The sequence below is a fragment of the Tessaracoccus yangjingae genome (assembly GCF_055326235.1).
On sequence record NZ_JBUZNN010000002.1, the window covers coordinates 248829 to 267325 of the forward strand.

Genomic DNA, 18497 nt, shown 5'->3' on the forward strand with positions numbered 1-18497 from the left:
ACCCCGTCGGCCCGGCCGCCAGGCGGCCGTTAGGCTGGGCGCATGGTCAACCGCCTCTCCCAGTCCGCCAGCGACTACCTGCTCCAGCACGCCCACCAGGCCGTCGACTGGTGGGAATGGTCACCCGAGGCGCTGGCCTCCGCCGTCGAGCTGGACCGGCCCATCCTCCTGTCGGTGGGGTACGCGTCGTGCCACTGGTGCCATGTGATGAGCCACGAGTCCTTCGAGAACCCGGAGATCGCGCGCCTCATCAACGACCACTTCGTGGCCATCAAGGTGGACCGCCAGCAGCACCCGGACGTGGACGCGCTCTACATGGTGGCCACGCAGGCGATGAACGGGGGCGCCGGCGGCTGGCCGATGACGGCCTTCCTCACCCCGGCGGGCGAGCCCTTCTTCACCGGAACCTACTTCCCGCCCGAGGCCCAGGGCGGCCAGCCGTCGTTCCGCCAGGTGCTCGAGGCGATGGCGGACGCCTGGCACTCCCGCCGCGACAAGGTGCTGGGGTCTGCCCGCTACATCGTCGAGTCGCTGACGGGGCACGAGATCCCGGCGCCGGAGGCCGCGCCGGACCTCCGCAAGGCCGTCGACGACGTGGAGGCCTCCTTCGACCTCATCCACGGCGGGTTCGGGTCCCAGCCGAAGTTCCCGGCGCCCACCCTGATCGACGCGCTCCTGGTCAAGGGGGACCCGCGCACGCTGGAGCTGGCGCAGCGCACGCTGGAGGCGATGGCGCGCGGCGGCATCCACGACCAGGTGGGTGGCGGGTTCCACCGCTACGCCGTCGACCCGGGCTGGGTGATCCCGCACTTCGAGAAGATGCTCTACGACAACGCCCTGCTGCTGGGCGCCTACGTGCGCGGCTGGCGCCGCACGGCAGACCACGACTCGGGGCTCAGGGCACTGTTCGAGCGCACGGCCTACGGCATCGTCGAATGGCTCGAGCGGGAGATGGTCACCGACCACGGGGGCTTCATCAGCGGGCTCGACGCCGACTCGTGCGACATCCGCGGCGCGGTCCACGAGGGCATCTTCTACCTGTGGAACCCCGACCTGCTCGACGACGTGCTCGGCGCCGAGCTGGGCGAGTGGGCGGCCGAGGTCTTCCACGTCACCAGGGGAGGAACCTTCGAGGACGGGCTGTCGACGCTCCAGCTGCGCGGCAGGCCGGACTTCGCCAAGCTCGACGAGGTCAGCCGGCTGCTGCTCGAGGAACGCTCGACGCGCTTCCGGCCGGGCTCCGACACGCTGGTGGTCGCCGCCTGGAACGGGTGGATGATCTCCTCGCTGGTGACCGGCGCACTGATCTTCGACGAGAAGGGCTGGCTCGAGCTGGCCCTGCGCGCGGCCGAGCACCTGGTGGCCGTGCACCACGCCGACGGGGACCTGCGGAGGTCCTCGCGCGACGGGGTCGCCGGCCCTGGCCTCGGGGTCGCGGAGGACTTCGGCGCGGTGGCGGAGGCGTTCGCCCTGCTGGCCGGTGCCACCGGTGACCCGGTGTGGCTGCGCCGCGCCGAGGCACTGGTGAGCCGGGCCGTGGAACTGTTCGGGCACGAGGACGGAGGCTTCTACGACGCCGCGGACTCCGGCCTGTTCGACCGGCCGCGGTCGCTGACGGACAACGTCACCCCGAGCGGGACGTCCTCGCTGATCGCGGCGCTGCGCCTGGTGGGCCTGCTGGCCGAGCGCCCGGAGCTCGTGGAGCGGGCGGACCGCGCGGCCCGCACCACCTGGGCGGCCGTGGCCGAGACGCCGCGCTTCGCGGGCGCGGCCCTGGCGGACCTGCTGGTCTCGGACGAGGCGCGCCGGGGCCTGAAGCCCGGTGTCGCGGTGGTGGTGAGCGCGGACCCGTTCGCCGAGCTCGCCCGCGCCGCGTGGCGCCTGGCACCACCCGGATCGGCCGTGCTCACCGCCCCCGAGGGGGCGGACGGGTGGGGAACCCACTTGGAGAACCGGGCCGACGGCGCGGTCTACGTGTGCCGCGGCACCGTGTGCTTCGACCCTGTGACCGACTACAACGAGCTGAAGACGCCCCTCTGGACCCGCGTCTGAGCGGTCAGGTGAGCAGCTCGCCGCGCATGATGGTGTCACCCGAGTGCCGGGGCTCGTCGTCGAACAGCTCGTTGGAGAGGTCGACGATGAGGTACCCGGCCTCGATGAGCGACTCGTCGATGGCGAACCGGCCCACCTCGTCGGCAGCGAACACGCCCACCGACACCATGCGCGCAAGGTCCGTGTTGATCAGCCAGACCTCGACGTAGCCGTCCGGGTTGGCCACGCCGCCGGGCACCTCGACGGCCAGGCTGTAGCCGACGCTGCGGCGGAGCAGTTCGGCGCGGCCGAGCTCCTCGTCCGGCGCGTCGAGCGGGGTGAGCACGGCGCGCCGGACCGCCTCGCCGACGTCGTCGCCACCGGTCAGCCAGCCGGTGGCCAGACCGGCGCCGGCGCCGACGAGCAGGCCTCCGACCCCGAACAGCCAGGCTCGGCGGCCGATGCCGCCGGTGGGCGGGGTGGTGGTGGCGGGTTCGGGTGCAGGGGAAGCAGCGGCGGGCGCCGGCGCGACCCCGGTGGCCGCCGCAATGGCGTCCCAGGTGCCGGGGGCGGGATCTGACCACACGGGTTCGGACCTGGCGGCGCGGCGGAAGCGGTCCGCGACATCGGCCAGTGGGTACTCGTCGCGCCCGGTCATGCTGCATCCACCTCCTCGAACACTGCTCTCAATCTTTCCAGACCACGGCGGACGTGGCTCTTGACGGTTCCCAGCGGGAGGTCCAGCCGCCTGGCGACCTCGTCGTGGGTGCGGTCCTCGAGGTAGACCAGGCGGAGGATGGTTGCCCGTGGGTCTCCCAGCGCGGCGAGGGCGTCGTGGATGATGACCGAGTCGATCACCTCGTCCACCCGTGCCGCCTCGATGGGCGGATCCCCGGCCAGCGCCTCCTGCGTCATCGCCTCGTCCTTGCGGAACGCGCGGGTCCTGGCACGGAGGGCGTCGATGACCTTGAGCCGGCAGATGCCGATGAGCCATGCCGGGAGGGACTCGTCGCTCGCCCTGAGGCTGGCCCTGGAGCTCCAGGCTGCGATGAAGACCTGCTGAGTCACGTCGTCGGCGTCATCTGCGGAGCCGAGGGAGCTGCGTGCGATGGTGTGGATGAGCCGCGACCACCGCGCGTACGCCTCTTGAAGCGCCGACTCGTCACCGGCCGCGAAGCGTGTGGCCAGGACCCCGATGGGGGTGGTGGGAGCTTCGACGATCACGGGCCCAGTCTTGCACACCGCCCGCCCTGGACGGGTCACACGGGGCGCGGCTCCCGCCCCTGGGAACCATGTGGAGGGACGGGAGCCGCTGATGGGGGGGTCAGGAGTTGCTGCGGGCCCGCGAGCGCTGAGCCGCCACGACGGTGGTGGCCACGCCGGCGATCATGAGCGACGCCGCGGTGAGGGCCAGGAACGAGGTGTCCGCGGGACCCTCCGCGCCGGTGCTCGGCATGCCGGTGGTCAGCTTGACCGTCTGCGTGGCGAGGGCGAGGTTCTCGCCCTCGAGCGAGCCCCAGGCGTAGACGATGGTGTTCATGCCGGCCTTGATGTCGAGGTCGGCGGGGCCGAGGACGACGGTGCCGGTGCCGGCGGCCACCACGTCGGCGGCGATCGTGCCGGCGGCGATGTTGAGCTTGGCCTCCTTCGGGTTCTCCAGGCCCGGGACCGCGACAGCGCCACCCGCGCGGACGTCGACGGCGGGGGCCGCGGCCACGTGACGCACCGTCAGGCGGGCGCCCTTGTCCGAGGCGGAGGTGTCGTTGACGAAGGGGGTGAGGGTGGGGGTTCCGTCGGCCTTGAGGTGGGCCACGATGGTGATGTTCGCGCCGGCGGGGACCGCCACGTCGTTGGCCTCGATCACCGCGGCGCCGTCGGCGCCTGCGCCGGCCGCGACGACCTTCAGGTCGTAGGTGCCCTCCGGCAGCTCCTGCGGATCGGTCAGGGTGCCCGGGGCGAAGTTGGTCAGCAGCGCGGCGCCGTTGGCGTAGACGTCGACGGTGGCGTCGGGGACGCCGTGCAGGATGGAGATGGTGGAGGTGTGGTCGTCAGCGTGGGCGAGGGCGGCGGAGCCGACGGTGGCGGCCAGTGCGAGGGAGCCGGCGACGAAGAGGCGGGAGAGCTTCATGGGAGTGGTCCTTTCGAAGTGCTGTTCAGGCGACCATCGCCTTGACACTGAGTACTTCGAACGGACCCCCGCCCACGGATGCACCGGATCCGATCTTTTTTCTTTTCTTTTCTGGCGCTCAGGCGAGCTCGTCGACCTCCAGCATGTCGGTCACCAGGGCGGCGATGGGCGAGCGTTCCGAGCGGGTCAGCGTCACGTGGGCGAACAGCGGGTTGCCCTTCAGCTTCTCGATCACCGCGACGATGCCGTCGTGCCTGCCGACGCGGAGGTTGTCCCGCTGAGCCACGTCGTGGGTGAGCACCACCCGGGAGTTCTGTCCCACCCGTGACAGCACGGTGAGCAGGACGTTGCGCTCCAGCGACTGGGCCTCGTCGACGATGATGAAGGCGTCGTGCAGCGACCGCCCGCGGATGTGGGTGAGCGGCAGCACCTCGATCATCTCCTGCTCGAGCAGCTCGTCGATGACGTACTTGTTGGTGACCGACGAGAGCGTGTCGAACACCGCCTGGCCCCACGGCGCCATCTTCTCGCCGGCGGTGCCGGGGAGGAAGCCGAGGTCCTGGCCGCCGACGGGGTAGAGCGGCCGGAACACCATCACCTTGCTGTACCGGCGCTGCTCCAGCACCGCGTCGAGTCCCGCGCACAGCGCGAGCGCGGACTTGCCGGTGCCCGCGCGGCCGCCCATGGACACGATGCCGATCGACTCGTCCATGAGCAGATCGAGTGCCACCCGCTGCTCGGCCGAGCGGCCGTGGATGCCGAACACCTCGCGGTCGTGCTTGATCAGCTTGACCGAGCCGTCGGGCATCCGGCGCCCCAGCGCGCTCGACCCGGGGGCGTGCAGCACCACGCCGGTGTGGGTGGGCAGCGCGGCCGCCTGCCCGATGACGGTGTGGCCGTCCTCGTAGAGCGCGGACACCTCGTCGGTGGTCACGTCCACGCTGGCCATCCCGGTGAACCCGGCCTGCAGCGGAAGCTCATTGCGGTACTCCTCCGCGGCCAGCCCGACGGCGGCGGCCTTGACCCTGAGCGGCACGTCCTTCGAGACCAGCACGACGTCGTGGCCCTCGTTGGCGTAGTTGAGGGCGACGGCGAGGATCCGGGTGTCGTTGTCCCCCAGGCGGAACCCCACCGGAAGCGAGTCCTGGTCGCTGTGGTTGAGCTCCACGCGCAGGTTGCCGCCCTGGTCGTTGGTCACCATCGGGGTGTCCAGCCTGCCGTGTTCGATGCGCAGGTCGTCGAGGAGCCGCAGCGCGGAGCGGGCGAAGTACCCGAGCTCCGGGTGATGGCGCTTCGACTCCAGCTCGGTGATCACCACGATGGGGAGGATCACGTTGTGCTCGGCGAACCGCAGCATCGCCTTGGGGTCGGAGAGGAGGACGGAGGTATCGACGACGTAGGTCTTGATCGCCGTGTCTGGCTGTGCAGCGGTGGGGGAAGCCTGCTGGTGTGACGCGTTGAGCACGATTGCTCCCTTCGCCGGGGCCGCGCTCACCGCGTCGGTCCCCGAAGCTCGCTAGAGGACCGTTGTGGCTTGGATGGAGTGGATCTCCATGGCCCGACAATAACCGCCCTGGCGGCCCAGCAGAAGGCCCAGGCCCGAGAAAATCACACGGTTGTAACTTACTGTTCACCCGGCGCGGGTCAGACGGCGAAGACGGCCAGCCCGATTGCGATCGCGTGGAGCAGGGCCGCGACGATGGTGCAGGCGTGGAACACCTCGTGAAAGCCGAACCAGGTGGGCGAGAGCTGCGGCCGCTTGGTGGCGTACGCGATGGCGCCGAGCGAGTAGACCAGGCCGCCCGCCCCGATCAGCAGCACCACGGCCGGGCCGCCGGCCGCCCAGAACTGGTCCAGCCAGCCGACCGCCGCCCACCCCATGGCCAGGTACAGGAACGTGTACAACCAGCGTGGCGCGCCCAGCCACAGGATCCGGAAGAGCACGCCCAGGATCGCGATGCTCCAGATGAGCACCAGCAGCGTCACGCGCGAGGACCCCTCCAGCAGGGTGAGGGCGAGCGGTGTGTAGCTGCCGGCGATGAAGACGAAGATGTTGGAGTGGTCGATCCGCCTGAACAGGGCGTTGGCCCGCGGGGACCAGGTGCCACGGTGGTAGGCGGCGCTCGTGCCGAACAGCTGGACGGCGGCCAGGGTGTAGATGCCGCAGCCGATCCGGGCGGTGAGCGTGGGCGCGAACACCGTGAACACCAACCCGATGATGAAGGCCACCGGCGCCATGCCGAGGTGGAGCCACCCGCGCAGCTTCGGCTTCGCGGGGGAGGGGCTGGGGGTGAACGGGGGCTCTGCGATGTCGCTCATGCACTTACCTACGGTTGAGTAACTTACGGTTCCGTAGGTTACTCCTACGGCGTCGTGAAGCCAACTTGGCACTACTGTATTTCGCATGTCAGCGGTACGCCCCCTCGTCGAACGCTGGTGGCCGCCCCGCTGGCTGTACGCCAGCTACGAGCGCCAGGTCCTCCGGTACCTGGACAAGGAGACCCTGCCCCGGCACGTGGCGGTCCTGGCGGACGGCAACCGGCGCTGGGCGCGGATGAACGCCCCCGGCCAGCCCCTCGTCGCCGGGTACCGGGCCGGCGCGGCGAAGCTGCTGGAGTTCGTGGAGTGGTGCGACGAGACGCGGATCCCCGTCATCACGTTGTGGGTGCTGAGCACCGACAACCTCGAGCGCGCCGAGGAGGACGAGCTCACGCCGCTGCTGGAGGTGATCAGCCAGCTGGTGAAGGACCTGGCCGCCACGAAGCGCTGGCGGGTCCAGGCCGTCGGCGCCCTGGACCTGCTGCCCGAGGATGTCGCGGCGAGCCTGCAGGCGGCGTCGGACTCGACGGCGTGGGTCAGGGGCATGCACGTCAACGTCGCGGTGGCCTACGGTGGCCGGCACGAGCTGCGCGACGCGGTGCGCTCCCTCCTGGCCGAACGGGCGGCAGAGGGGGCGACGCTCGCCGAGGTGGCGGAGACCCTCGAGATCGACGAGATCTCGGCGCACCTCTACACGAAGGGCCAGCCGGACCCGGATCTCATCATCCGCACCTCGGGCGAGCAGCGCCTCTCCGGCTTCCTGCTGTGGCAGTCCGCGCACAGCGAGTTCTACTTCTGCGAGGCCCTCTGGCCGGACTTCCGGCGCGTGGACTTCGTGCGCGCGCTTCGCGCCTACTCGCAGCGCGAGCGCCGCTTCGGCCGCTGACGGCCGCTTTGTCCCCGCGGCGGGGCCGTGGGACGATGGCGCGCATGGCAGGCCGCAACCGCAACACCCGCTCGCGCGACATGGTGATCTCGATGTCCGTGCTGCTGGTGCCGATCGCGCTCATCGTGTGGTGGTTCACCAGCACCCCGGAGCCCAGGCCCGAGCCGGTCGACGTCACCGGGACCCTCACCAGGGCCCTGGCCGAGTCCCCCTACCCCCTCCTCAGGGCCGAGGAGCCGGGCGATGGTTGGATCGCGGCCCGGGTGGCCTGGGCCAAGGAGGGCGACCCCTGGATCACCAGCGAGCCCGCGGCCGGCAACTGGTGGCAGGTGGGCTACCTCTCCCCGGACGAGATCTACTTCGGCGTGCAGCAGCGCGACGGCGCCATCGGCTCATTCGTCTCCACCACCACCCGAGACGGGCGGGCCGTCGGCGGCACCGTCGAGCTCGCGGGGCGGACGTGGGAACGCTACGAGAGCAGCGACGGGCGCACCCGCAGCCTGGTGCACGCCACCGACGAGGTGACCTCTATCGTCACGGCGGATACGGACTTCACCCAGCTCGAGGCCTTCGCGGCCACCCTCGTGGAGGCGTAGGTCCTCGTCGAGGCGTAGGTCACTGGGCGGCGGGCCGCGCCTTCGCCACCTGGTCCTTTGCGCCGTCGAGGAAGCCCTGGCAGATCTCGGCGAGCTTCTCGCCGCGCTGCCACAGCTCCATGGACTCGGCGAGCGAGGCGCCACCGGACTCGAGCCGGCGCACCACCTCGACCAGTTCGTCGCGGGCGGCCTCGTAGGTGAGCTGCTGGTCTGTCACGGTCGTTCTCCCTCGGGGGTGGTGGCGACGACGTCCAGGGCGAGTGACCCGTCGGCCAGGTAGGCGTGGATGCGAGCGCCGGGCGCGGTGTCCGTGACGGCCGACACCGACCGGTGCGCGTCGTCGACCAGGACGGCGTACCCGCGCTCCAGGGTGCGCTTGGGCGAGAGGGCCCGGATGGAGCTCACCGCCGAGCGGAGGTGCGACTCCTCGTCGCGCAGCCGCCGTTCGATCGCCGCGGTCAGCTTGTGCCGGTGCAGGCTCAGCCGGTCGTAGTGGGCGGCGAAGGCGCTGGTGGGGTCGACCATGACGGGCCGCGACCTGAGCTGGTCGAGCTGCCGTTGCGCCTCGAGGATGCGGGTGGCGACGGCGCGACCCAGGCGGGCGCGGGCCTCCGCCAGGGCGTCGGTCTCGGCGGCGTGGTCCGGCACCACCCGCTTCGCCGCGTCGGTGGGGGTGGAGGCGCGGACGTCGGCCACGAGGTCCACGATGGGGGCGTCGCGCTCGTGCCCGATGGCCGTGACGACCGGGGTCCGGGCGGCCGCCACGGCGCGCACCACGCCCTCGTCGGAGAAGGACAGCAGGTCCTCCAGTGACCCGCCGCCGCGGGCGAGGATGATGACGTCCACCTCGGGATCGGCGTCGAGCGCGGCGAGGGCCAGCATGATGGACTCGGAGGAGTTGGGGCCCTGGACGAGGGCGTGCCGCGTCCGGATGCGGGCGGCGGGCCAGCGCCTGCCGACGGTGGTGACCACGTCCCGCTCGGCGTCCGAGTCCTTGCCCGTGACCAGGCCGATCATCCTCGGCAGGAGCGGCAGGCGGCGCTTCCGGGCAGGGTCGAAGAGCCCCTCGGCCTGCAGCTTGCGCTTGAGCTGCTCCAGTTGAGCCAGGAGCCGTCCCTCGCCCGCCACCTGGATCTCCAGGCACTCCAGGCTCAGCGACGCGTTGCGCTCCCAGACCCTGGGCTTGACCCGGGCGGTGACCCTGGACCCCTCCGGGAGGGGTCCGGCCGCGTCGAGCACCACGGTGGAGACCGTGACCTGTGCCGACATGTCGGCCACGCGGTCGCGGAACGTGAGGAACTGCGTCGGGGCGTTGCGGCGCTTGATCTCCACCACCTGGGCGTCCACCCACACCTCGCCGAGGCGGCCCACCCAGTCCTTGGTGGCCATGATCACCCGGCCGAGCGGCTGCGGCTTCTCCGAGGAACTCTCCAGCGCCATGCGGGGCCGCTCAGTCCCAGATGCCGGACGAGCAGGTGGCGTACCAGGTGCCGTGGATCACGTTGCCGACGGCCACGCCCAGCTCGGCGGGCACCGCGCAGGAGATCGGCATGGCGCTCCTCCCGGTGACGTACTGGAAGTCGACGCCCGTGAGGACGTTGCGCCTGGTCTCCACTCCCAGCACCTCCACGCCCATGAGGAGGGCGGGGGAGGCCTCGGAGGCCGGGATGGCCGCGGCCTGCAGCGCGATGAGGCTCGGGGAGATCAGCGCGTGCGCGGGGATGCGCAGGTCGCCTCCGGGCGTGGCCTCGGGTGAGGCGTCGAACGCGGCCGCGTCCTCGTAGACGGTGACCTCGATGGCCAGCGCCCCCACCCGCAGCGCGTCCACAACGCTGTACTGGCCGCCGGCGCGCAGCTCGTGCTGCGGGTAGGCCACCGGGTCGTCGACGAGGGCCACGAACTGCGCGAGCAGCGGCCCCGGCGCATCCGGTCCGTAGAGGGCGACGCGGGCCAGCAGGTCCGTGAAGCGCACCACCTGGGCGCGGTAGGTCGTGTCGGCCACGAGGGCGCCGGTGGTGCTGACGCCCTGCCCCTCCCGCTTGACGAAGCTGAGTCGGGCACCGCTGGGATCGGTGTAGGTGCCCACCAGGTCGAAGCCCGGGGCGGTGTCTATTCCGCGGACGCCGGCGTCGAACGCTGACTTGACGAGGGTGTCCATGGAGTCGACGTCGAAGCCGACGGCGTGGAGCTGGGGGGAATGCATGCGGCTAGGGTACCGGCGAGGCACCACCTAGACTGGGCGCCATGACCACTGAAGCCCCGGCCATCAAGCGCGTCGTCGTCGCAGCCCCCCGCGGATACTGCGCCGGCGTGGACCGCGCCGTCGTCACGGTGGAGAAGGCCCTGGACCTGTACGGTCCGCCGGTCTACGTCCGCAAGCAGATCGTGCACAACAAGCACGTCGTCGAGACGTTGGAGGCCCGCGGGGCGATCTTCGTGGAGGAGCTCGACGAGGTGCCCACCGGCGCAACCGTCGTGTTCTCCGCGCACGGCGTCTCTCCCGCCGTGCACACCGAGGCCGCCGATCGTGGCCTCAAGACCATCGACGCCACCTGCCCGCTCGTCACGAAGGTGCACCACGAGGCCAGGCGGTTCGCCTCGGAGGGCACCCAGATCCTGCTCATCGGCCACGCCGGCCACGAGGAGGTCGAGGGCACCATGGGCGAGGCCCCGGAGCAGACCATCCTGGTGCAGTCGCCGTCGGACGTGGACTCCCTCGAGCTGCCGGAGCACGGCAGCCTGGCGTGGCTCAGCCAGACCACGCTCTCGGTGGACGAGACCATGGAGACCGTCGGCCGGCTGCGGGAGAAGTTCCCGCTGCTCATGGACCCCCCGTCGGACGACATCTGCTACGCCACGCAGAACCGCCAGCTGGCCGTCAAGCAGATCTCCCCCGGGTGTGACCTGATGATCGTGGTGGGGTCACAGAACTCGTCGAACTCCGTGCGCCTGGTGGAGGTGGCGCTGGAGGCCGGCGCCAAGGCCTCCTACCGCGTGGACAACGCCGACGAGATCGACCCGGCCTGGCTGGAGGGCGTCAACAGCGTGGGCGTCACCTCGGGCGCGTCCGTGCCGGACGTGCTGGTGCAGGGGGTCCTGGACTACCTTCAGGGTCGCGGCTTCCCGCCCGCGGTGGAGGAGCGGCTGACCGAGGAGACGCTGCAGTTCGCGCTGCCGCCGGAGCTCCGCAAGGACCTGCGCCGCGCCGTCAAGCACTGACGCCTCAGGTGAGGAAGCGGAAGAAGGGGCTGTCGTAGGCCACCTCTTCTGCGGTCATGCCGCACTCGTCGATGCGTTGGAGCAGGAACGGGTAGTCCCCGGGATTGCCGAGCTCCACGCCCACAAGGGCGGGCCCGGTGTCGCGGTTGTTGCGCTTGACGTACTCGAAGTACGTGATGTCGTCCTCCGGGCCCAGCACCGAGTCCAGGAACATGCGCAGGGCGCCGGGTTGCTGCGGGAAGTCGACGAGGAAGTAGCGCTTCCGGCCCTCGTGGATGAGCGAGCGCTCCACCACCTCGGCGTAGCGGGACACGTCGTTGTTGCCGCCGGAGACCAGGACCAGCACGCGTGACCCGGTCGGGATCTGCACCCGCGGGCCGACGCCGCCGGTGGGCAGCGCGGCGGCGGCGAGTGCGCCGGCGGGCTCGGCGATGATGCCGTCGGTCTGGTAGAAGTCCAGCATCTCCGAGCACACCTGGCCCTCGGGCACCCTGGTCAGCTCCACGCGAGCCTCGCGGATGACCTCGAAGGTGAAGTCTCCCACCCGCTTGACGGCCGCGCCGTCGACGAAGGTGTCGATGTCGTGCAGCACCACGGGACGGCCGGCCGAGATGGCGGCCGCGACACAGGGCGCGCCCTCGGGCTCCACCCCGATGATCCGCACCTCGGGATGGGTGGTGCGCAGCCACGCGGCGGCCCCCGCGAGCAGCCCGCCTCCGCCGACGGGGAGCACCACCACGTCGGGCACGAAGCCCAGCTGGTCGAAGGCCTCCACCACGACGGTGGCCTGACCCGCGGCGGTCCGTGGGTCGTTGAACGCCGGCACCAGGATCTTGCCGTGCGCGGCCAGGCGGGCGGCCTCCTCGGAGGCGTCGTCGTAGCTGGCCCCGTGGAGCACCAGGTCCACGAAGCCGTGGCCGATCTCGAGGATCCGCTGCCGCTTCTGCCGGGGGGTGGTGTGGGGCACTACGACGGTGGCCTGGATGCCCAGCGCCGCGGCGGAGAACGCCACGCCCTGCCCGTGGTTGCCGGCCGACGCGCACACCACGCCCGCACGCTTCTCCTCGTCGGTGAGCTGGGCCATGAGGTTGTAGGCGCCGCGCAGCTTGTACGAGCGGACGGGCTGAAGGTCTTCGCGCTTGAGCCAGATCTGGGACCCCGTCGCCTTCGAGAGCCGGGCGTTCAGCTGGACGGGCGTGCGGTCCGCGATCCCTCCGAGTCGGTCGACGGCAGGGGGAATCTGGGCGGCCAGGTCTGACAATGCGGTCACCCGCCCATTGTCGCCGGTCTGCGGCCGGACGCGTCAACCGCGCCCCGCCGGCCCCTGGATCGTGGGACGCGCGGGTGGCACCATGGCTGGATGGGTCCCCACGCGCCCCACGACGACGCCGCCTTCAGGCGCCCCGGCAGCGCTGCCTCCCCCCAGGAGACACGGGCCGAGCCGTGGACCTGGGGGCTGGGACCCGACGAGGGGACCCCCACCCCGATGACGGCGACCCGGCCGGCGGCCGTGTCGGCCCCTCGAGAGCAGCACGTGGTCCGCGCCTCCTGGGACCCGAACCCCGAGCCGATCGTCCCGGACAGCGTGGGCGGCGACGGGCCGGACTGGGCCCGCATCCTGACCCGGTCGTTGGCGCTGGTGGCCGCCGGTGTGTGCGCCGGGATCCTGCTGTCCAGACCGTGGTCCCCCAGGGAAGACGCGCCTCCGACGCCCGCCGAGACCAGCGTGGGCGCCCCGGCCGGCTCCCCTGAGCCCACACGTCGATGACGCGTGGCCCATCCGGCTGAGGCAGCGGGTCAGCCGTCGGCCGTGCCGGTGCGACGGCGGAGCTGACGGACCGGGGGCTGGTCCAGCAGGTCCTTCTCCTCGGTGACCGCGGCCAGCTCCAGGCTGCGCAGGTCCTCGAACTCCAGCATCTCCGGCACGGCGATCTCCCGTGCGGTCTCCGTCACCGGCGCCAGCCCGGGGAGCTCTCCTCCGGTGACGCCGAGGTCCTTGAAGCGGCGGGCCGACACCATGACCCGCGTCTCCACCGCGCCGACTGCCTTGTTGTAGTGCGACACCGCGCTGCCGAGCGAGCGGCCGAGCTTGTCGAAGTGCTGGCCCAGCGTGGCGAGGCGCTCGTACAGCTCGCGACCCAGCTTCGACACCTGCCCGGCCGTCTCGGCCAGCGCGACCTGCTGCCACCCGTTGGCGACGATCTGCAGCTGCGGGATGAGCAGGCCGGGGGAGGCGAGGACGATCTGGCGCCTGGTGGCGTAGTCGTGCAGCTCGGGCTCCTGCTCGAGCGCCAGCCGGTAGAACTCGTCCGAGGGCAGGTAGAGCACCACGAACTCGGGTGAGCCGAGGTCCAGCTGCCAGTAGTGCTTGCCGGAGAGGTCGTCGATGTGCTTGCGCACGTGGGCCGCGAACGTCTTGAAGTGCGCCTTCTGCGCGTCTTCGTCCTCCGTGTTGTAGGCCTCGAGGACCGCGCTGAGCGGCACCTTGGAGTCCACGAAGATGACCTTGCCTGCCGGCAGGTTGATCCGCATGTCCGGCCTGAACCGGCCGTCGTCGGAGGTGTAGGTGGCCTGCGCGTCGAAGTCGCACCGCTCCGTGAGGCCGGAGATCTCGACGATCCGCTTGAGGCTCCGCTCGCCCCAGGCGCCGCGCACCTGCGGCGTGCGCAGCGCGTTGCTCAGGCTGAGCGTCTCGCGGCGGATGGCGTCTCCGGAGAGGCGCACCGCCTGCACCTGCTCGCCAAGCTCGGCGGCCATCCGCACCCGGTCCTTCTCGACGGCCTGCAGCCTGTCCTGCAGCTGGCGGAGACCGTCCGTCAACGGCCCGACGAGCTGCTCGGTGGCCTTGAGCCGGTGCGCGGCCACCTCGTCGGCCTGCTTCCCCTGGCGCTCCAGGGTATCCGCCGAGAAGGCCTTGAACTGGGCCAGGAGGACCTCCCTGTCCGCCGCCTGCTCGGCAGCCTTCTGCACCGCCGCGTCCCGCTGTGCGGTGAGCCCGGCCACCTGGGCCGCGACACCCGCGGTCTCGCTCCGGGCCTCGGCCACCAGACGCTGCGCGTCCACCGCCACGGTGCGCAGCTCGGCCTTCTCCGCAAGGTGCTGCGCCACCTCGGCCTTCACCGCTGCCGCCTCGGCGCGCGCGCGGCTGGCCTCCTCAAGTGCTCGGGACGTCTCCTGCCGGGCCGACGACACGGCCAGCAGCTCCTCCGTCCGGGCGTGCCGGCCGGCGTCCGCGGAGGACTGGCGGCGCCCGAGCAGGTAGCCGCCGACGGCGCCGGCCAGAAGGGCGAGAAGGCTGAGCACGATGGCGAGAACGTCCATGCGTCCACTCAATCAGGGGCCACCGACAATTTCCCGCCGCCACTCCGGCACCGGCCCGGAGCGGGCGCCCGGAGCGGGCGCCCGGAGCGGTCGGGCTACCGTAGAGGCCATGCTCGCCACCGCCCAGGACCACATCGACCACCTCTCCGGCTTCGTCACCGCGTCACCCACCTCGTTCCACGCTGCGGAGCGGGTCGCCGCCGGGCTGAGGGCCGCCGGTTTCGAGCAGGTGGACGGACGGCGTGCCTGGGGCAGCGTGACCGGCAGGCGGTTCATGGTGCGCGACGGCGCCGTCGTGGCGTGGGTGGCGCCTGACGGACTGGCCGCCGACGTCGGGTTCCGGATCGTCGGCACCCACACGGATTCCCCCGGGTTCAAGGTCAAGCCGGGGGCCCTGATCCAGAGCGTCGGTTGGACGCAGCTCGGCGTCGAGGTCTACGGGGGGCCGCTGCTCAACTCGTGGCTGGACCGCGACCTCGGCATCGCCGGGAGGCTCGTCACGCTCGACGGCTCGGTGCACCTGGTCCAGACCGGCCCGATCGCGCGGATCCCGCAGCTCGCGATCCACCTCGACCGCAGCGCGAACGACGGGCTGAAGCTCGACCGTCAGGCGCACACCCAGCCGGTGCTCGCCGTCGAGCTGCGCGGGTCGCTGCTGGACCATCTGTGCGGGCTCGCCGGCGTCGAGCCGGGCCAGGTGGCGTTCCACGACCTGTTCGCCTTCGACACCCAGCCGCCCGCCGTCATCGGCCTCGAGCGCGAGTTCCTCGCCTCGGCCCGCCTCGACAACCTGTTGTCCACCCATGCCGCGCTGACCGCCGTCGACGGCCTGGCGCCCGGCCGCGACATCGCCGTGTTCGCCGCCTTCGATCACGAGGAGGTCGGCTCCGACACCGCGACGGGCGCGGGTGGGCCCCCGCTGCAGGACGTCCTTGAGCGCATCGCAGCCGGGTACGGGCTCGGCCTCGACGCCACCCGCGCCATGCTCGCCCGCTCCAGCTGCGTCTCCGCCGACTGCGGCCACCTGATCCACCCGAACTACCCCGGCCAGCACGACCCCGTCAACCGCCCGCTGCCCAACCGCGGGCCCCTGCTGAAGATCAACGCGAACCAGCGCTACGCCACCGACGCCGTCGGCGCCGCGATCTGGCTGCGGGCCTGTGCCGAGGCGGGGGTGCCCACCCAGCCGTTCGTGTCCAACAACGCCGTGCCGTGTGGCTCTACCATCGGCCCGATCACGGCCACCCGGCTCGGGATCACCACCGTCGACGTCGGTGCCGGCCTGCTCAGCATGCACTCGGCGCGGGAGATGTGCGGCGTCGAGGACCCGTGGCACCTGGCCCGGGCGATGCGCGCCTACTGGGCGGGCGCCTGACCCTTCTCGTCGGGCCGGCGCCGGCGACGGCGGCCCACCCGTTCGGACCGCGACGCCGGGGCCGGTAAGCTCGTCCCTCGTGGCACTCACCATCGGGATCGTCGGTCTCCCCAACGCCGGCAAGTCGACCCTGTTCAACGCGCTCACCCGCAACAACGTGCTCGCGGCGAACTACCCGTTCGCGACGATCGAGCCCAACGTCGGCGTCGTCGGCGTGCCGGACCCGCGCCTTGCGCAGCTGGCCAAGCTCTACGGCTCCGAGCGGATCATCCCGGCCACCGTGAGCTTCGTCGACATCGCCGGCATCGTGAAGGGAGCCTCGCAGGGCGAGGGGATGGGCAACGCCTTCCTGGCCAACATCCGCGAGGCTGACGCCATCTGCCAGGTCACCCGGGTCTTCGACGACGAGGACGTCACGCACGTCGACGGCAAGGTGGATCCCGCCAACGACATCGACACCATCGCCACGGAGCTGATCCTCGCCGATCTCGCCACCGTCGAGAAGGCGCTGCCGCGCGTCGAGAAGGAGGCGCGCATCAAGAAGGAGTCGCAGCCGAAGCTCGCCGCCTACCAGGCCGCCAAGGACGCGCTGGAGTCCGGCAAGGGCGTCCGCGCGGCCGGCCTCGACGTCGAGGAACTGCGCGACCTTTTCCTGCTCACCGCCAAGCCCTATCTCTACGTCTTCAACTGCGACCAGGACGAGCTGGGCGACGAGGACCTCAAGGCCCGGATGCGGGAGCTGGTGGCGCCCTCGGAGGCCATCTTCCTCGACGCCAAGTTCGAGTCGGAGCTCGTCGAGATGGAGGAGGACGAGGCGCGCGAGTTCCTCGCCGAGATGGGCGTCGAGGAGCCCGGGCTCGACGTGCTGGCCCGCGTCGGCTTCGACACCCTCGGCCTGCAGACCTACCTCACCGCCGGCCCGAAGGAGTCGCGCGGGTGGACCATCCCGAAGGGCGCGACCGCCCCGGAGGCTGCCGGCGTCATCCACACAGACTTCCAGAAGGGCTTCATCAAGGCCCAGGTGATCGGCTTCGACGACCTGATGGCCGCGGGCTCCGAGGCCGCCGCGAAGGCGGCCGGCAAGATGCGCCTCGAGGGCAAGGACTACGTGATGGCTGACGGCGACGTGGTCGAGTTCAGGTTTAACGTCTAGCGTTATTGACGAACGTCGTTATATTCTGGTCGAGTGATCAGGTCGTTCGGCAGCAAGGACACCGAGCGCATCTGGCATGAGCAGTACGTCAAGGGCGTCGACCGGGCCGTGCAGCGGTCGACTCTCCGGAAGCTCGAGCTGATCCATGCGGCGCGCGACGTCGAGGATCTCAGGATCCCGCCAGGAAACAGGCTGGAGCGACTGGTCGGCGATCGTCGTGGGCAACACAGCGTCCGCGTGAACGCGCAGTGGCGTCTCTGTTTCGTCTGGAGAGAAGGAGGTGCAGAAGATGTCGAACTCGTCGACTACCACTGAGGCTGACCTGATCGAACCGATCCACCCGGGAGAGATCCTGATGGAGGACTTCATCGAGGGCTTCGGGATCACGCAGAACAAGCTGGCTGTCGCCATCGGCGTCCCGCCGCGACGGATCAACGAGATCGTGCACGGCAAGCGGGGCATCACCGCTGACACTGCGATCCGTCTGGCCCGCTACTTCGGCACCTCGGAGGAGTTCTGGATGAATCTGCAGTCGCACTACGAGTTGCGGATCGAGCGCCGGGCGCTACGCGACAAGGTCGCGGCGATCCAGCCGCTCGCCCAGGCATCCTGACGTGGGTGGCGTCGAGACCGCCGTTCACCCGGTGGGGGCGGCTCCCCACTGTGTCTATGCATTGGTGCTCACGCTCGACGGGAACCGGGTTCTCTTGAGTCGACATCGGGAGTGCTCGACATGGGAGACCCAGGAGGGCTGATGTACGTCGGCCAGGCTGTCCTCACCTACGACCAACGGCTCAGCGACGCGGCGAGGGCGGCGGGACTCGAGGTGATCGCTCCCACCTCGAGCGGGGCCGTCACCCCGCCGGTGGGGGGCTGCTGATGCCGATGGCCTTCCCGATCGTGGCGTCGTCGCCGAGGACCTCGAGCATGAAGGCCGCCAGATCCGCCCGGGGGACGGTGCCGAGCAGCTTCTGGCCGCTGGTGGTTTCCAGCGCGAGCCACGAGCCCTGCGGCGCCTTGTCCGTGAGTCCGGTCGGGCGCACCACCGTCCAGTCCAGGCCGGAGCCGGTGACAGCCGCCTCCTGCTCGTTGTGGTCGGCCAGCGGGCCGCCCAGCACGACCGGGGTGATGTAGCGCAATACGCCCGGCAGCTGTGACGCGGATCCTCCGGCGCCCACGGAGGACTGGACGGCCAGCCTGCGGACCCCGGCCCGCCGCATGGCGTCGATGACGGTTCGCGTCACGGCCGCGCGCTGGTGGCGGATGCCCTTCGCGGCGCCGACGGTGATCACGACAGCGTCCGCGCCGGTCACCGCCTCGGCGCACACCTCGGGCTCCGTCGCGTTGCCGGCGATGATCCGCGCGCCGTCGGGCCCGTTTCCGCCGCGGGAGACGACCGTGACGCTGTGTCCTGCCGCCAGCGCGAGCCTCGCGAGAAGGGCTCCGGTTCCCTGAGATCCGCCGATGAT

At 71.2% G+C, this 18497-nt stretch carries 21 protein-coding genes; 10 read left to right on the forward strand and 11 right to left on the reverse strand.

What is annotated here, in order from left to right; all coding sequences use genetic code 11:
* Positions 1-42 precede the first annotated feature (42 nt).
* Positions 43-2052 carry a thioredoxin domain-containing protein gene (locus tag ACZK5D_RS04000; protein ID WP_458996244.1) on the forward strand — a complete coding sequence of 670 codons (2010 nt, stop codon included), beginning with the start codon at positions 43-45 and terminating at the stop codon, positions 2050-2052.
* A gap of 4 nt (positions 2053-2056) precedes the next feature.
* Here the strand turns inward: ACZK5D_RS04000 and ACZK5D_RS04005 are convergent, their stop codons facing one another.
* From ACZK5D_RS04005 to trhA, 5 genes are all read right to left on the reverse strand, one after another.
* Positions 2057-2689, reverse strand: a complete 633-nt coding sequence (locus ACZK5D_RS04005; RefSeq protein ID WP_463664349.1) for a hypothetical protein — start codon at positions 2687-2689, stop codon at positions 2057-2059.
* Positions 2686-3255, reverse strand: a complete 570-nt coding sequence (locus tag ACZK5D_RS04010; RefSeq protein ID WP_458996246.1) for an RNA polymerase sigma factor — start codon at positions 3253-3255, stop codon at positions 2686-2688. Before ACZK5D_RS04010 ends, ACZK5D_RS04005 begins: the two co-directional genes overlap by 4 nt.
* Before the next feature lie 100 nt (positions 3256-3355).
* Positions 3356-4159 carry a DUF4397 domain-containing protein gene (locus ACZK5D_RS04015; protein WP_463664350.1) on the reverse strand — a complete coding sequence of 268 codons (804 nt, stop codon included), beginning with the start codon at positions 4157-4159 and terminating at the stop codon, positions 3356-3358.
* 118 nt (positions 4160-4277) lie between these two features.
* Positions 4278-5624: an RNA 5'-3' helicase PhoH2 gene (gene phoH2, locus ACZK5D_RS04020; RefSeq protein ID WP_463664351.1), complete on the reverse strand. Its 1347-nt coding sequence runs from the start codon at positions 5622-5624 to the stop codon at positions 4278-4280.
* Between the two features lie 179 nt (positions 5625-5803).
* Positions 5804-6478 (reverse strand): PAQR family membrane homeostasis protein TrhA, encoded by a 675-nt coding sequence (gene trhA / locus ACZK5D_RS04025; protein WP_458996249.1) that lies wholly within the window; start codon positions 6476-6478, stop codon positions 5804-5806.
* An 85-nt stretch (positions 6479-6563) separates the two neighbouring features.
* Here trhA and ACZK5D_RS04030 point away from each other — a divergent pair, with 85 nt between their 5' ends.
* Complete coding sequence (locus ACZK5D_RS04030) at positions 6564-7364, forward strand: isoprenyl transferase (RefSeq protein WP_463664352.1); 801 nt, start codon at positions 6564-6566, stop codon at positions 7362-7364.
* Between the two features lie 44 nt (positions 7365-7408).
* Positions 7409-7960 (forward strand): DUF4245 domain-containing protein, encoded by a 552-nt coding sequence (locus tag ACZK5D_RS04035; RefSeq protein ID WP_463664353.1) that lies wholly within the window; start codon positions 7409-7411, stop codon positions 7958-7960.
* A 19-nt stretch (positions 7961-7979) separates the two neighbouring features.
* On the opposite strand, the gene ACZK5D_RS04040 is transcribed toward ACZK5D_RS04035, so the two are convergent.
* From ACZK5D_RS04040 to ACZK5D_RS04050, 3 genes are read right to left on the reverse strand one after another with little or no spacing between them, the layout of a single operon-like run.
* Entirely contained in the window at positions 7980-8177 is a 198-nt protein-coding gene (locus ACZK5D_RS04040) for an exodeoxyribonuclease VII small subunit (protein WP_458996252.1), read from the reverse strand.
* Positions 8174-9400 carry an exodeoxyribonuclease VII large subunit gene (gene xseA, locus ACZK5D_RS04045; RefSeq protein WP_463664354.1) on the reverse strand — a complete coding sequence of 409 codons (1227 nt, stop codon included), beginning with the start codon at positions 9398-9400 and terminating at the stop codon, positions 8174-8176. Before xseA ends, ACZK5D_RS04040 begins: the two co-directional genes overlap by 4 nt.
* A 10-nt stretch (positions 9401-9410) precedes the next feature.
* Positions 9411-10163 carry a hypothetical protein gene (locus ACZK5D_RS04050; RefSeq protein WP_463664355.1) on the reverse strand — a complete coding sequence of 251 codons (753 nt, stop codon included), beginning with the start codon at positions 10161-10163 and terminating at the stop codon, positions 9411-9413.
* 41 nt (positions 10164-10204) lie between these two features.
* Here ACZK5D_RS04050 and ACZK5D_RS04055 point away from each other — a divergent pair, with 41 nt between their 5' ends.
* The gene (locus ACZK5D_RS04055; protein ID WP_463664356.1) at positions 10205-11179 is read left to right on the forward strand and encodes a 4-hydroxy-3-methylbut-2-enyl diphosphate reductase; all 975 of its coding nucleotides are present in this window, start codon (positions 10205-10207) and stop codon (positions 11177-11179) included.
* 4 nt (positions 11180-11183) lie between these two features.
* On the opposite strand, the gene ilvA is transcribed toward ACZK5D_RS04055, so the two are convergent.
* Positions 11184-12449 (reverse strand): threonine ammonia-lyase IlvA, encoded by a 1266-nt coding sequence (gene ilvA / locus ACZK5D_RS04060; protein ID WP_463664357.1) that lies wholly within the window; start codon positions 12447-12449, stop codon positions 11184-11186.
* Between the two features lie 90 nt (positions 12450-12539).
* Here ilvA and ACZK5D_RS04065 point away from each other — a divergent pair, with 90 nt between their 5' ends.
* Entirely contained in the window at positions 12540-12947 is a 408-nt protein-coding gene (locus ACZK5D_RS04065) for a hypothetical protein (protein WP_463664358.1), read from the forward strand.
* 29 nt (positions 12948-12976) lie between these two features.
* Here ACZK5D_RS04065 and ACZK5D_RS04070 read toward each other — a convergent pair whose 3' ends face one another.
* Positions 12977-14500 (reverse strand): DNA recombination protein RmuC, encoded by a 1524-nt coding sequence (locus ACZK5D_RS04070; RefSeq protein WP_463664359.1) that lies wholly within the window; start codon positions 14498-14500, stop codon positions 12977-12979.
* A 109-nt stretch (positions 14501-14609) separates the two neighbouring features.
* On the opposite strand from ACZK5D_RS04070, the gene ACZK5D_RS04075 reads away from it, so the two are divergent.
* The 5 genes from ACZK5D_RS04075 to ACZK5D_RS04095 all read left to right on the forward strand — a co-directional run bounded on the left by ACZK5D_RS04075 (position 14610) and on the right by ACZK5D_RS04095 (position 17908).
* Positions 14610-15875 carry a M18 family aminopeptidase gene (locus ACZK5D_RS04075; protein WP_463664360.1) on the forward strand — a complete coding sequence of 422 codons (1266 nt, stop codon included), beginning with the start codon at positions 14610-14612 and terminating at the stop codon, positions 15873-15875.
* A 79-nt stretch (positions 15876-15954) separates the two neighbouring features.
* Positions 15955-17028 (forward strand): redox-regulated ATPase YchF, encoded by a 1074-nt coding sequence (gene ychF, locus ACZK5D_RS04080; protein WP_458996260.1) that lies wholly within the window; start codon positions 15955-15957, stop codon positions 17026-17028.
* Between the two features lie 33 nt (positions 17029-17061).
* Positions 17062-17343 (forward strand): type II toxin-antitoxin system RelE/ParE family toxin, encoded by a 282-nt coding sequence (locus tag ACZK5D_RS04085; protein ID WP_463664361.1) that lies wholly within the window; start codon positions 17062-17064, stop codon positions 17341-17343.
* The gene (locus ACZK5D_RS04090; protein ID WP_458996262.1) at positions 17318-17641 is read left to right on the forward strand and encodes a HigA family addiction module antitoxin; all 324 of its coding nucleotides are present in this window, start codon (positions 17318-17320) and stop codon (positions 17639-17641) included. The genes ACZK5D_RS04085 and ACZK5D_RS04090 overlap by 26 nt, the downstream gene beginning before the upstream one ends.
* A 120-nt stretch (positions 17642-17761) precedes the next feature.
* Positions 17762-17908 carry a hypothetical protein gene (locus tag ACZK5D_RS04095; protein WP_463664362.1) on the forward strand — a complete coding sequence of 49 codons (147 nt, stop codon included), beginning with the start codon at positions 17762-17764 and terminating at the stop codon, positions 17906-17908.
* Here ACZK5D_RS04095 and ACZK5D_RS04100 read toward each other — a convergent pair.
* Positions 17883-18497 carry an NAD(P)-dependent oxidoreductase gene (locus ACZK5D_RS04100; protein ID WP_463664535.1) on the reverse strand — a complete coding sequence of 205 codons (615 nt, stop codon included), beginning with the start codon at positions 18495-18497 and terminating at the stop codon, positions 17883-17885. The genes ACZK5D_RS04095 and ACZK5D_RS04100 overlap by 26 nt on opposite strands.